This is a genomic window from Bradyrhizobium sp. UNPA324 (genome assembly GCF_006658635.1).
Lineage (GTDB): Bacteria > Pseudomonadota > Alphaproteobacteria > Rhizobiales > Xanthobacteraceae > Bradyrhizobium > Bradyrhizobium nanningense.
The window spans coordinates 3,019,221-3,032,186 of sequence record NZ_LFJD01000004.1 but is presented as its reverse complement, the minus strand read 5'-3'; the positions used below and the strand labels follow the sequence as shown (position 1 = coordinate 3,032,186).

12 protein-coding genes are annotated in these 12,966 nt (G+C 64.6%); 3 read left to right on the top strand and 9 right to left on the bottom strand.

Going from position 1 to position 12,966, the window contains the following annotated elements; genetic code table 11:
• Positions 1-78: 78 nt before the first annotated feature.
• The 3 genes from UNPA324_RS14720 to UNPA324_RS14710 form a co-directional block, all read right to left on the bottom strand.
• Positions 79-960, bottom strand: coding sequence for a CDP-alcohol phosphatidyltransferase family protein (locus UNPA324_RS14720; RefSeq protein WP_128922438.1), 882 nt, complete (start codon positions 958-960; stop codon positions 79-81).
• A gap of 86 nt (positions 961-1,046) precedes the next feature.
• Positions 1,047-1,751, bottom strand: coding sequence for a phosphatidylserine decarboxylase (locus tag UNPA324_RS14715; RefSeq protein ID WP_283810312.1), 705 nt, complete (start codon positions 1,749-1,751; stop codon positions 1,047-1,049).
• 72 nt (positions 1,752-1,823) lie between these two features.
• Positions 1,824-3,782: an ABCB family ABC transporter ATP-binding protein/permease gene (locus UNPA324_RS14710; protein ID WP_128922440.1), complete on the bottom strand. Its 1,959-nt coding sequence runs from the start codon at positions 3,780-3,782 to the stop codon at positions 1,824-1,826.
• A gap of 200 nt (positions 3,783-3,982) precedes the next feature.
• Between UNPA324_RS14710 and UNPA324_RS14705 the strand changes: the two genes are divergently transcribed.
• Positions 3,983-4,588, top strand: a complete 606-nt coding sequence (locus tag UNPA324_RS14705) for an LOG family protein (protein WP_181769400.1) — start codon at positions 3,983-3,985, stop codon at positions 4,586-4,588.
• 4 nt (positions 4,589-4,592) lie between these two features.
• Here the strand turns inward: UNPA324_RS14705 and UNPA324_RS14700 are convergent, their stop codons facing one another.
• From UNPA324_RS14700 to cysS, 4 genes are all read right to left on the bottom strand, one after another.
• A complete protein-coding gene (locus UNPA324_RS14700; RefSeq protein ID WP_128922442.1) occupies positions 4,593-4,970 on the bottom strand; it encodes a VOC family protein in 378 nt (125 codons plus the stop codon).
• Between the two features lie 147 nt (positions 4,971-5,117).
• Complete coding sequence (gene cimA, locus UNPA324_RS14695; protein ID WP_141934975.1) at positions 5,118-6,716, bottom strand: citramalate synthase; 1,599 nt, start codon at positions 6,714-6,716, stop codon at positions 5,118-5,120.
• Positions 6,713-7,204 (bottom strand): GNAT family N-acetyltransferase, encoded by a 492-nt coding sequence (locus UNPA324_RS14690; RefSeq protein ID WP_164936634.1) that lies wholly within the window; start codon positions 7,202-7,204, stop codon positions 6,713-6,715. Before UNPA324_RS14690 ends, cimA begins: the two co-directional genes overlap by 4 nt.
• Before the next feature lie 115 nt (positions 7,205-7,319).
• The gene (cysS, locus tag UNPA324_RS14685; RefSeq protein WP_141934974.1) at positions 7,320-8,702 is read right to left on the bottom strand and encodes a cysteine--tRNA ligase; all 1,383 of its coding nucleotides are present in this window, start codon (positions 8,700-8,702) and stop codon (positions 7,320-7,322) included.
• A 292-nt stretch (positions 8,703-8,994) separates the two neighbouring features.
• Here cysS and UNPA324_RS14680 point away from each other — a divergent pair, with 292 nt between their 5' ends.
• A complete protein-coding gene (locus tag UNPA324_RS14680) occupies positions 8,995-9,300 on the top strand; it encodes a hypothetical protein (RefSeq protein WP_128922446.1) in 306 nt (101 codons plus the stop codon).
• A gap of 157 nt (positions 9,301-9,457) precedes the next feature.
• Positions 9,458-10,651: a DUF2865 domain-containing protein gene (locus UNPA324_RS14675; RefSeq protein ID WP_128922447.1), complete on the top strand. Its 1,194-nt coding sequence runs from the start codon at positions 9,458-9,460 to the stop codon at positions 10,649-10,651.
• A 179-nt stretch (positions 10,652-10,830) separates the two neighbouring features.
• Here the strand turns inward: UNPA324_RS14675 and UNPA324_RS14670 are convergent, their stop codons facing one another.
• Together UNPA324_RS14670 and UNPA324_RS14665 are read right to left on the bottom strand one after the other, a co-directional pair.
• A complete protein-coding gene (locus UNPA324_RS14670) occupies positions 10,831-12,588 on the bottom strand; it encodes an NAD+ synthase (RefSeq protein WP_141934973.1) in 1,758 nt (585 codons plus the stop codon).
• Positions 12,589-12,612: 24 nt separating this feature from the next.
• A complete protein-coding gene (locus UNPA324_RS14665; protein ID WP_128922449.1) occupies positions 12,613-12,966 on the bottom strand; it encodes a diacylglycerol kinase in 354 nt (117 codons plus the stop codon).

Here is a 12,966-nt window from a genome sequence, read left to right as displayed (position 1 = left end):
CGTCACAGGGCGATATAGCCGAGATCGGGTCTCAACCCAACTCGGCGGTCCTCATGGCAGATATCCGCGTGTCGCCGTTCAGTGCAGCCGTCCGGGCCGGTCGTCGTCGTGCGGCGGCTCGGACAAATTCGCCAGCGTCGGCGCCGAGGGTGGCGACGAGACCTCGCCGCCCGCAGGGGCCGCCGCCTCCATCGCGCGTGCCTGGTCGCGATAGGATTTGTAGCCGAGCGGCAAAGCGAGAAGATACAGCACCGTGCCGATCGACAGCACGTGCCAGGGATAGGCGATCAGCAGTGCGATGAAGACGATCACCGCGACGAACGCCGGCAGAACCAGTTCCGGCGGCACCCGCATCCGCATGCTCTTGCCGGAGAACACCGGCAGGCGCGACACCATCAGGAAGGCAATCAGCAGCGTGTAGCCGGCCGTCAGCGCCGCAGGCCAGCGTCCCAGATCAAGGAAGACCGCATAGATCGGCAACATCACGGTGATGGCCCCGGCCGGCGCCGGCACGCCAGTGAAGAAGTTGGCGGCAAAGGCCGGTTTGTTCGGATCGTCCAGTGTGGCGTTGAAGCGCGCGAGCCGCAGGCACATGGAAATCGCAAACACCATCGCGGCGATCCAGCCGGCGTTGCCGAGCTCGTGCAGTTGCCAGAAATACAGCATCAGGCCGGGCGCGACGCCGAAATTGACGAAATCGGCGAGGCTGTCGAGTTCGGCGCCGAACTTGGACTGGCCCTTGATCATGCGCGCGATGCGCCCGTCGATACCGTCGAGCGCGGCGGCGAACACGATGGCATAGACGGCCAGCGTCATCCGCCCCTCGATCGACAGCCGGATCGCCGTCAGCCCAGCGCAAATCGCCAGCAACGTGATGACGTTGGGCACCAGCATCCGCACCGGAATCGGGCGGAACCGCCGGCGGCGAACGTCAGGATTCTTGAAGTCGTAGGGCGTCATGGCTGATCCTCACCTCAAGGCGAGATATAGCAAGCCACGCCCCTCTCCGCCATTGTGGCGGAAAGCCCTCGTCGACCGACTATTGGTTAATTGGCGCGGTAGGCGCGGCTGGGGTCGTCTACGACAAGATCGGCCAAAATCGTCTCGCCGGCGATGGCGGTCTGCCCTTCCGAAACCAGCGCCTTGGTGCCTACAGGCAGATAGACGTCCAGCCGCGAGCCGAACCGGATCAGACCGAAGCGCTCGCCGGCGCCGATCGCCTGACCTTCCCTGACGAAGCAGACGATGCGCTTGGCGACGAGGCCTGCGATCTGGACCACGCCGATGCGAGCCGTCGGTGTCGAGATGACCAGCGAGTTGCGCTCGTTGTCTTCGCTGGCCTTGTCGAGCTCGGCATTGATGAAGAGGCCCGGGCGGTAGGCGATGCGGTCCACCCTGCCCGCGACGGGCGCGCGGTTCACGTGGCAATTGAACACGCTCATGAACACCGAGATGCGCGGCAATGGCCGGTCGCCGAGCCCAAGCTCGGCCGGCGGCAGCGCCATGGTGATCATCGAGACGCGGCCGTCGGCCGGCGACACCACCAGCCCCTCGCGCACCGGCGTCACGCGCACGGGATCGCGGAAAAACAGCGCGCACCACACCGTCAGGATCGTGCCGATCCAGCCCAGCGGCGACCACAGCCAGAACAGGATCAGGCTTACCAGCGCAAAGCCGCCGATGAAGGGATAGCCCTCCTTGTGGATCGGCGGGATCTGACGCTGGATCGAATCGAGAATGGACATCGTTATCTGCCGCTCAGGGTTGATGGCGCGGATCGTCGCGCGGGTCTGTTTAGGCCAGAGTTGGGACCGGAGACAAGGTCACTCCGCCGCCGCAGGCGCCGTCAGGGCGTCGTCGACCGGCGGCGGCTCCCGGTTGGGGGCCTCGCCGGTATCGGCCATCTTGGCCAGCTTCTCGCGTGCAGCCTCGGCCTCGCGCTGCCTGTTCCACATGCTGGCATAGAGACCGCCATGCGCGAGCAGCTTGGCGTGGGTCCCGCGTTCGGCGATGCGGCCCTGATCCAGCACGATGATCTCGTCGGCCCCAACGATGGTCGAGAGCCGGTGGGCGATCACCAGCGAGGTGCGGTTCTTCGCCACGCGGTCGAGCGCACCCTGGATCTCGTGCTCGGTATGGGTGTCGAGCGCCGAGGTTGCCTCGTCCAGCACCAGGATCGGCGGCGCCTTCAAGACAGTGCGCGCGATCGCGACGCGCTGTTTCTCGCCGCCGGACAATTTGAGCCCGCGCTCGCCGACCTGGGTCTCGTAGCCCTTCGGCGCCAGGCGGATGAAATGATCGATCTGCGCCAGCTGCGCCGCCTGCTCGACCTCGGCATCATCGGCGTCCCAGCGCCCGTAGCGGATGTTGTAGCGGATGGTGTCGTTGAACAGCACGGTGTCCTGGGGCACCATGCCGATCGAGGCGCGAAGCGAATCCTGCGTCACCGCACGGATGTCCTGGCCGTCGATCAGGATCTTGCCGCCGGAGACGTCATAGAGCCGGAACAGAAGGCGCGAGATGGTCGACTTACCTGCGCCCGACGGGCCGACGATGGCGACGGTCTTGCCGGCCGGCACCTCGAAGCTGATGCCCTTGAGGATCGGGCGCGTCGGCTCATAGGCAAAGCGCACGTCCTCGAAGCGGACGGTGCCGGCAGAGATGACCAGCGGCCTGGCATCGGGTGCGTCCTTGATCTCGGCCTCGCGGCCGAGCACGCCGAACATCTTCTCGATGTCGATGATCGCCTGCTTGATCTCGCGATAGACCATGCCCATGAAGTTCAGGGGCTGGTAGAGCTGGATCATCATTGCGTTGACCAGCACGAAATCGCCGACCGTGTTGGTGCCGTTGCGCACGCCGATCGCGCACATCAGCATGGTCGCGGTCAGGCCCAGCGTGAAGATCACCGCCTGGCCGGTGTTGAGCACCGCGAGCGACGTATAGGCCTGGACGCTCGATTCCTCGTAGCGCGCGACGGACTTGTCGTAGCGCTGCGCCTCGCGGGCCTCGGCGCTGAAATATTTCACGGTTTCGTAGTTGAGCAGCGAGTCGATCGCCTTGGTGTTCGCCTCGGTGTCGGAATCGTTCATCTTGCGACGAATGCCGATCCGCCACTCGGTCGCGATGTAGGTGTAGTACATGTAGATCGCGACGGTGATCAACGTCGCCACGACGTAGCGCCAGTCGAACTGCCAGAGCAGCACGGCGAGAAGCAGCGAAACCTCGACGATGGTCGGGATCAGCTGCAGGATCACCATGCGCACGATGACTTCGATGCCCTCGCGGCCGCGCTCCAGCACGCGCGTCAGGCCGCCGGTCTTGCGCTCGAGGTGGAAGCGCAGCGACAGCTCGTGCATGTGGATGAAGGTGATGGTGGCGAGCTTGCGCACCGCATGCATGGCCACGCGTGCAAACAGGCCGTCGCGCCATTGCGTCAGCACCGCCATCAGGATGCGCGTCACGCCATAGCTTGCGGTCAGCAGCAAGGGCGAGGCGATCACCCAGAGATGCCAGTTATCGGCCTGTATTGGCGCGGTGTTGGCGCCGGTGAGCGCGTCCGTCGCCCATTTGAAGCTGAACGGCACCGCCAGCGTAATCAACTTGGCCGCGAGCAGCAGCACCATCGACCAGACCACCCGCATCTTCAGGTCGACGCGATCGCCCGGCCAGATATAGGGCCACAGATGCGCCAGCGTGCCCATCAGCGTGGCCCGCTCCAGCGGGCCCGCGACGGGCGGATCAGGAACGTCGGCGCCGTTCAACGATTGAGGTTGGTCCATCAAGAGCCTGAAAGCCCGCCGGATGCGAGCAGCGTTGCGATTAACGATTTTCGCCTGTCATATAGAGCCTTCCCGATGCCAGCGCACCCCGCCAGATGGCGAATCTTCGATCGTTTGTCGCCATTTACCGGTAGATTTCCGGGTGATCCGAATCAGCGATTGGGCTTGACGCATCTTCGCTGCAATGCATCATGGCACCAATGAGCACGATCAAAACCGTCTGTGTCTATTGCGGCTCCGGCCCCGGAACCAATCCCCGCTTCACCGAAGGCGCCAAGGCGTTCGGCAAGGCGCTCGCCGAGAACGACATCCGTCTCGTCTACGGCGGCGGCTCGCTCGGCCTGATGGGCGCGGTCGCGACCTCCGTGCTCGATCACGGCGGCACCGTCACCGGCATCATCCCGGACTTCCTGCGGCTGCGCGAGAACGCGCTGACGCGTGTGCAGGAGATGATCGTCACTCCCGACATGCACGAGCGCAAGCGTTTGATGTTCGAACGCTCCGACGCTTTCGTGGCGCTGCCGGGCGGGGTCGGCACGCTGGAAGAGCTGGTCGAGCAGTTGACATGGAAACAGCTCGGCCGTCACGCCAAGCCGGTGCTGCTTGCCAACATCGACAATTTCTGGGAGCCACTGTTCTCGCTGCTGTCGCATATGCGCCAGACCGAGTTCATCCGCGCCGGCCTTTCGGTCGACATCCTCAAGGCCGATCGCGTCGAGGACATTCTGCCGAGGCTGAAAGCCGCCTCGGCCCAGATCGCCGAGGCCGAGAAGAAGCTCGCGCCGGAAGTGGCGCGCAAGCTCTGAAAGTCTACGCGCTCGGGAACGTCACCGCCTCGATCCGATTGCCGTCGGGATCGGTGACGAAGGCTGCGTAATAGCGCACGCGATCGTGCGGGCGGATGCCGGGCGGGCCGTCCGAAGCCCCGCCCGCCGCGAGAGCTGCGGCATGAAACGCGTCGACCTCGCCCGTCGTCTTCGCCCGCAGGCAGATGTGCACGCCGCTTTCCCGGGCTACAGGCGGCATGTTCTCGCGCAGATTGATCCAGAACTCGGGATAGGCCTTGCCGAAGCCGACCGTCCGCGGCCGCGCGACGAGGCGCGCAAGGCCGAGAGCTGCGAGCGTGGCCTCGTAGAATCTCGCGGCGCGCTCGAGATCGCTGACGCCGACGGAAATGTGGTCGATCATTGGTTAGGCCCCTCCTCTCTCCCCACGTCATTGCGAGGAGCCCTTGCGACGAAGCAATCCAGACTGTCCCTGCGGAGGGATTCTGGATTGCTTCGTTTCGCTCGCAATGACGGCGTTTGTGGCGCCGCCGTTCCCTAAGTCATCATCCTACGCCGGCGCGCCCGACTTCACGAGCTTGTAGATCACCGAATCCATCAGCGCCTGGAACGAGGCGTCGATGATGTTCGGGGAAACTCCAACCGTGGTCCAGCTGTCGCCGTTCTCGTCCTCGCTCTCGATCAGCACGCGCGTGACCGCGCCGGTGCCGCCGTTGAGGATACGCACCCGGTAGTCGATCAGCTTCAATCCCTCGATGTATTTCTGGTACTTGCCGAGGTCCTTGCGCATGGCAACGTCGAGCGCGTTGACGGGACCATTGCCTTCGGCGGCCGAGATCAGGTGCTCGCCGGCGACGTCGACCTTCACCACCGCCAGCGCCACGGTGACGCGCTCGCCGAGCGCGTTGTAGCGCTGCTCGACGTTGACGTCGAACTGCTCGACCTCGAAATAATGCGGCACCTTGCCGAGCGTGCGACGCGCAAGCAGCTCGAAGGACGCGTTGGCGGACTCATAGGCGTAGCCGGCAGCCTCGCGCTCCTTCAGCTCCTCGACCAGGCGCGTCAGCTTCGGATCGCTCTTCTCGTAAGCGATGCCGGCCCGGTCGAGCTCGGCGATGACGTTGGACCGTCCGGCCTGATCCGAGACCAGAACCTTGCGGTGATTGCCCACCGTTTCCGGCAACACGTGCTCGTAGGTCTGCGGGTCCTTCAACACCGCGGAGGCATGAATGCCGGTCTTGGTGACGAAGGCGCTCTCGCCGACGTAAGGAGCATGCCGGTTCGGCACGCGGTTGAGCATGTCGTCGAGCGTACGCGAGACCTTGACGAGCGTCGCCAGCTTCTCCGTCGTGACGCCGATCTCGAAGGCGTCGGCAAAACCCTTCTTCAATTTCAGCGTCGGGATCAGCGAGCACAGATTGGCGTTGCCGCAGCGCTCGCCAAGGCCGTTCAGCGTGCCCTGGATCTGCCGCGCGCCGGCGCGCACCGCGGCAAGCGAATTGGCGACCGCCTGCTCGGTGTCGTTATGGGCGTGGATGCCGACATGATCGCCGGGGATGTGCTTCGTCACCTCGGTGACGATGGCCTCGACCTCGTCAGGCATGGTGCCGCCATTGGTGTCGCACAGCACCACCCAGCGCGCGCCGGCATCGAAGGCGGCTTTGGCGCAGGCGAGCGCGAAGCTCGCATCTTCCTTGTAGCCGTCGAAGAAATGCTCGCAGTCGAGCATGACCTCACGACCGGCGGCCTTGGCGGCCGCGATGCTGTCGCGGATCGAAGCAAGGTTCTCCTCCTTCGTCGTCTCCAGCGCGACGCGCACCTGATAGGCCGAAGCTTTCGCCACGAAGCAGATCGCATCTGCCTTTGCCTCCAACAGCCCAGCCACCCCGGGGTCGTTCGAGACCGAGCGCCCGGCCCGTCGCGTCATGCCGAACGCGGTGAAGCGCGCATGGGCAAGCTTCGGCTTGGTCGCAAAAAATTCGTTGTCGAGCGGATTGGCGCCGGGATAGCCGCCCTCGACATAGTCGATGCCGAGATCGTCGAGCATCGCGGCGATGACCTGCTTGTCGGCCAGCGTGAAATCGACGCCATTGGTCTGCGCGCCGTCGCGCAGCGTGGTGTCGAACAGATAAAGGCGCTCTTTGCTCATTGCCCCGCTCCGAGCATCTTCTTCATCGTGGTATTGGCGAGCCATTCGTCGTTGACGGTGACGCTGTTGCGCTGCTGGGCCGTGTAGCCGCGCTTGGCGAAAAAGCCCTGCGCGGTATCGCTGGCATCGACGATGAGACTTTGCGCGCCGCGGCCGGCGGCAAGCTTCTCCAGCGCATCGACCAGCATGGTGGCGATGCCCTGCTTGGCTACGGCTGGATGCACATAGAGCATGCGGATATGGTCGTTGCCGCGCAACGAAGCAAAGCCGACCGGCGAGCCTTCGATCGTCGCGATCAGCGTCAGGTCGGAGGCGAGGTGCTTGCCGAACTCTTCGCCTTCCGCGACCTCCATCCAGGCCTGCTGCTGCGCTTCGCTATAATCCTCGCCGGTCAGCTCCTCGATGCTGGCGGTGAAGATCGCGGCGAGCAGGGGCACATCATCAGGCAGGAACGGCCGCAAGCCGGGCTTTGGCAAAGTCTGTCCCATCGTCCTCACCACATCCCATAGAGCTTGAGCACCAGCAGCACGGCGCCCACGAGCAGCGCGATCTTCAGCGCGATGTAATAGAGCCAGTGCCGCGGGAACGGCGTGTCGGGGCGCTTCATCGTACGACCTCCCACGTCGTTCCTTCCTTGGAATCCTTGATCGCAACGCCCATCGCGACGAGCACATCACGAATGCGGTCGGATTCCCCAAAGTCCTTGCGGCTGCGCGCCGCCGTGCGCTCCGCGATCAGGCGCTCGACCTCATTGGCATCGACGCCGCTCGCCTGTTGCTTGCGGCCTTCCCATTGCGCAGCGCTCTCGGACAGGAAGCCGAGCAGCCGCAATGACCCCGCCAGGGCGTGCACATCGCTGCCACGCAGGCTGTGCAGCGCCGCGATCGCCAGCGACGTGTTGAGATCGTCGAGCAGCGGCTCGACAACGGACGCAGCCGGCTTGCCGGGTTCGACGTCCGCCGCGACGCGATACCAGTCGTCGAGCGTCTTGGCGCTCTCCTCGAGCGACTTCATGGTCCAGTCGATCGGCGAACGGTAATGCGTCTTGAGCATGTTCAGGCGCAGCACCTCGCCCGGCCAGTCCTTGAGCAGCTCGTGGATCGTGATGAAGTTGCCGAGGCTCTTCGACATCTTCTCACTCTCGACCTGCAGGAAGCCGTTGTGCATCCAATAATTCGCCATGCGCTCTCGGTGGAAGGCGCAACAGCTCTGTGCGACCTCGTTCTCGTGATGCGGGAACACGAGATCGATGCCGCCACCATGGATGTCAAAGTGCTCGCCGAGATGCTTCCAGGCCATGGCCGAGCACTCGATGTGCCAGCCCGGACGCCCCTCGGCCGTGATGCCGGCCGGCGACGGCCATGACGGCTCGCCCGGCTTGGACGGCTTCCACAGCACGAAGTCGGTGTTGCCTTTCTTGTAGGGCGCGATATCGACGCGGGCACCAGCGACCATCTCGTCGAGCGAGCGATTGGACAATGCGCCGTAGCGCGGCAGCGAGGAGTTGGCCGCGTTCATCGCCTGCGGCGAGAACAGCACGTGATCCTCCGCGACATAGGCGAAGCCGCCCTTGACCAGTCGTTCGATGATCTCGCGCATCTCGGCGATGTGCTCGGTCGCACGCGGCTCGACGCTCGGCCGCAATGCGCCGAGTGCATCGACGTCGGCATGAAACTGCCTGCCGGTCTCTTCGGTGACCTTCCGGATCGCCTCGTTCAGCGGCAGGCCGGGGAAATCGCGTGCGGCACGGTCGTTGATCTTGTCGTCGACGTCGGTGATGTTGCGGACATATTTGACATGCGCCTCGCCATACAGATGGCGCAGCAACCGAAACAGCACGTCGAACACGATCACCGGCCGCGCATTGCCGATATGGGCGAAGTCATAGACGGTCGGTCCGCAGACATACATGCGGACGTTGTTCGGATCGAGCGGCACAAAGGTGCGCTTTTCCCGGCTCAACGTATCGTAAAGGCGCAATTCCATATGGATACCCGTCGGCTGTTGGCCGGGCGTCCAAGGCTCTCAATGTGTTTGAGAAAAGACGGCTCCAGCCAGCGAATCGCTAGCTCGTAATCTCGCGGCAAATGGCACAAATGGCGAGGAGACCGTTCATGCGGAACATATGGGCCATCAGGCGCCCCTGCGTCAAGAGAGCCGCGAAAACGCCATTTTGCTCCTTGCAAGGCGCTCCCCTGCCACAATGGTTCATGATCCCCTAACCATTTGAGCCCATTCTGGAACCGGCAGTTCCCCTTTTTGCCCCAGGTACCTTTTCATGCGATTCTTGCCCGCGCTGATTTCCAGCGCCTTCATCGTTGCGGCATCCAGCGCCTTCGCCGAGAGCCGCGTCTTCATCATCGCCAACCAGGCGGACGGCTACGGCATCGACCATTGTCTGGCCAAAGGCGACAAATGTGGCGCCTCCGCCGCGCGCACCTATTGCCAGTCACGCGATTTTGCCCAGGCATCGAGCTATCGCCGGGTCGATCCCGACGAAATTACCGGTTCTGTCCCCAAAACCGGCACAAATTGCTCCCAAGGCCGTTGCGACGAATATGTCGCAATCACCTGCCAGCGCTGAATTTGCTCGGAGCTGGCGCAGCTTAGGCCGGTCCTTTGGCCCCTGAAACGACGTGACGATGCCGCAGGAAGCGGCTATTGGGAGGGCGCGCTTCGGCCCTCCAAGTCACGTTGGAAAGTCACGTTGGAAAGTCACATTGGGCCGTGACCTCGCTAGAATGGCGGATATGCCTGAATTCCTGTCCCTCTCCCGTGCTCGCTTTCTCCTTGCCTGCATCGTGCTCCTGAGCACGGCCGTGCTCGCCACCGGCGCCTTCGCTCAGGCCGGTCCGCCCGGACCGCCGCCGCAAGCGGGCCAGAACGGCCTTGGGCCGAATCCGATGTGCGTGCGCCTCGAAGGCCAGCTCGCCGCGCTGGACCGCGGCGGCGGTGGCGATCCCGCGCGTGAGGAGCAGATCCGCCGCTACCAGGATTCCCAGACCCGCCAGCAGGCCGAGCTCGACCGCGTCACCATGCAGGCCAAGCGCATGGGCTGCGATTCCTCCGGCTTCTTCTCGCTGTTCAACGGCCAGTCGGCACAATGCGGCCCGGTCAACACCCAGATCCAGCAGATGCGCGCCAATCTGGACCAGATCACCGGCAATCTCGAGCGCCTGCGCGGCGGCGGCGCCGGCGGTTTCAATCCGGAGCGCGACAACCAGCGCCGCTCGGTGCTGGCGGCGCTGGCGCAGAACAATTGCGGCCCGCAATACGCCAACGCCGCGCAGTCGCAAGGCGGCGGCAACTTCCTGAGCAACCTGTTCGGCGGCAACAATGCGGGCAATCCGCAAGGTGTGCCGCCCTCCGATCTCGGGCCGCAATCGCAATCCGGCACCTACCGCACCGTGTGCGTGCGCACCTGCGACGGCGCCTATTTCCCGATCTCGTTTGCGACGGTGCCGGCGCGCTTCCCCGACGACGAGAGGACCTGCAAGGCGCTCTGCCCGGCCGCGGAAGCCGTGCTCTACAGCCATCGCAATCCCGGGGAAGACATGAACTCGGCGGTCTCGATCGGCGGCCAGCCTTACACGGCGCTGCCGACAGCGTTCAAATTCCGCAGCGAGTTCAACCCGTCCTGCTCCTGCAAGGCCGCAGGACAGACCTGGGCGGACGCGCTGAAATCTGCCGACGACAAGGCGGCGGCCGAGCAGCAGGGCGACATCATCGTCACCGAGGAGAGCGCCAGGAAGATGCAGCAGCAGCGGCTCAACAAGGGCGCGCCAGCCAATGCCAAGAAGGGCGCGGCCCCCGCGCCGACGACAGCGACTGCGCCGGCCGCAACGCCGCCGGCGGATGCAGCCCCTGCGACCTCGTCGGAGAACAAGCCGATCCGTTCGGTCGGCCCGACCTTCCTACCGCAGCAGCAGAAGTAGGCGTAAGGCGCCCGCTCCAATCTCAGCTGTCATGCCCGCGCAGGCGGGGCATCCAGTACTCCGCGGCGGGAATTTGGTGTTCACAATGTCCGCCGCGGAGTACTGGATCATCCGCCTTCGCGGATGATGACAGTACGTTATGTGGCCAGAGCGTTCGTCCAACCGACCGAGCTAGCCCCCTACCCCTCGAACGCGTCGATCGAGGCCTTGCTCCCGCGCGACACCAGCGTCTCATCCGCCGCCTGTAGTTTCTCACCCTTGTCGCGAAAGCGGTTGGTGATGGGATAGCGGCGGTCGCGGCCGAAATTTCTCGGCGTGACCTTCACGCCGGGCGCGGCCTGGCGGCGCTTGTATTCGGCGACGTTGAGCAGATGATCGATGCGGGTGACGGTCTCGCGATCGAAACCGGCGGCAATGATCTGATCCAGCGGCTCTTCGCGTTCGACAAGGCGCTCCAGAATGGCATCGAGCACCTCGTAAGGCGGCAGCGAATCCTCGTCACGCTGGTTCTCGCGCAGCTCCGCGGTCGGCGGCCGCGTGATGATGTCGGGCGGGATCACCTCTCCGGCAGGTCCGAGCGCGCCGTCCGCCTTCCAGGAATTGCGCAAGCTCGCCAGGCGAAACACCTGCGTCTTGTAGATATCCTTGATCGGATTGAAGCCGCCGTTCATGTCGCCATAGAGCGTGGCGTAGCCGACCGACATCTCGGACTTGTTGCCTGTCGTCACCACCATCAGGCCGGTCTTGTTGGAGATCGCCATCAAGAGCGTGCCGCGGGTGCGGGCCTGCAGATTCTCCTCGGTGACATCGGGCGGCAGATTCTTGAACAGGCCCGAGAGGATGGTCTCGAACCCGCTGACGGCTTCCGCGATCGGCAGGACCTCGTAGCGGATGCCGAAATGGCCGGCGAGTTCGCCGGCGTCCGCGATCGAGTGTGCCGCCGTGTAGCGATACGGCAGCATCACGCCATGCACCTGATCGGCACCGAGGGCATCGACCGCAATGGCCGCGCACAGCGCTGAATCGATGCCGCCGGAGATGCCGAGCAGCACACCGGGAAAACCGTTCTTGCCGACATAGTCACGCAGGCCCAGCACGCATGCAGCGTAATCGGCCTTGTCGCCCTCGGGCAGCGTCGCGATCGGCCCCGCGCAGCGCCAATCGTCACCGTTTCGCGTGAAGCGCAGCGTGGTGACGCTTTCCTCGAACGCCGGCAATTGCGCCGCGAGTGAGAGATCGCCGTTGAGTACGAAGGACGCGCCGTCGAACACCAGCTCGTCCTGGCCGCCGACCTGGTTGAGATAAACCAGCGGCAGCCCGCTCTCGGTGACGCGCGCGACCGCGACCGACAGGCGCACGTCGTTCTTGTCGCGGGCGTAAGGCGAGCCGTTGGGGACCAGGATGATCTCGGCGCCGGTCTCGGCCAGCGTCTCGACCACGTTCTCGTAGTCCTCGGACTCTTCCAGCCAGATGTCCTCGCAGATCGGCACGCCGATGCGCACGCCGCGCACAGTCACGGGACCCGCAGCAGGGCCACACGCGAACAGCCGTTTCTCGTCGAACACGCCGTAGTTCGGGAGATTGCACTTGAAGCGAAGTGCGGCGATGCGGCCGCCGTCGAGCAGCGCGCAGGCATTGTAGAGCTTGCCCTCCTCCACCCAGGGCGTGCCAACCAGCATGGCAGGCCCGCCATCGGCAGTCTCGCGCGCCAGAGCTTCGATCGCGGCGCGGCAGGCGGCCTGGAAAGACGGCTTCTGCACCAGATCTTCCGGCGGATAGCCGGCGATGAACAATTCCGGAAACAGCACGAGATCGGCGCCGTCGGCGATCGCCTGCCCACGCGCAGCCCGCGCCTTGGCGGCGTTGCCCTCGATGTCGCCCATGGTCGGATTGAGCTGGGCGAGCGTGACCGCGAATGCGTTGAGACGTTCGGTCATGGCCGCTTTGTCCGATCCTGTTGGCTAGAGGAACCCCAACCGCTCGACGACGGCAAAGATCCAGAACGCACCAGCCATCAGCAGCGCCACGCCGACCGCGGCCGAGCCCATGTCCTTGACCCGGCCGATCTGCTTGTCGTGGTCCATGGTCAGGCGGTCGGCGAGCTTTTCGATCGCGGTGTTGAGCAGCTCGACGACCAGCACGAAGGCGACGGCACAAACCAGCTCGACGGCCCGCATCGCAGTCGCGCCGATCAACCAGGCGAGCGGCACCGACAGCAGGAGCGCAAAGATCTCCTCGCGGACGGCCTGCTCCGATCCAATCGCATAGGCCAGACCGTTACGGGAATTGATCGTGGCCTTCCAGATCCGCAGCAA

Coding starts and splice junctions, on each gene's coding strand:
- UNPA324_RS14675 (WP_128922447.1), top strand. CDS start 9,458: ATGGCGGATATGCCTGAATTCCTGTCCCTCTCCCGTGCTCGCTTTCTC.
- UNPA324_RS14690 (WP_164936634.1), bottom strand. CDS start 7,204: ATGGGACAGACTTTGCCAAAGCCCGGCTTGCGGCCGTTCCTGCCTGAT.
- UNPA324_RS14670 (WP_141934973.1), bottom strand. CDS start 12,588: ATGACCGAACGTCTCAACGCATTCGCGGTCACGCTCGCCCAGCTCAAT.
- cysS (WP_141934974.1), bottom strand. CDS start 8,702: ATGGAATTGCGCCTTTACGATACGTTGAGCCGGGAAAAGCGCACCTTT.
- cimA (WP_141934975.1), bottom strand. CDS start 6,716: ATGAGCAAAGAGCGCCTTTATCTGTTCGACACCACGCTGCGCGACGGC.
- UNPA324_RS14710 (WP_128922440.1), bottom strand. CDS start 3,782: ATGGACCAACCTCAATCGTTGAACGGCGCCGACGTTCCTGATCCGCCC.
- UNPA324_RS14720 (WP_128922438.1), bottom strand. CDS start 960: ATGACGCCCTACGACTTCAAGAATCCTGACGTTCGCCGCCGGCGGTTC.
- UNPA324_RS14705 (WP_181769400.1), top strand. CDS start 3,983: ATGAGCACGATCAAAACCGTCTGTGTCTATTGCGGCTCCGGCCCCGGA.
- UNPA324_RS14700 (WP_128922442.1), bottom strand. CDS start 4,970: ATGATCGACCACATTTCCGTCGGCGTCAGCGATCTCGAGCGCGCCGCG.
- UNPA324_RS14680 (WP_128922446.1), top strand. CDS start 8,995: ATGCGATTCTTGCCCGCGCTGATTTCCAGCGCCTTCATCGTTGCGGCA.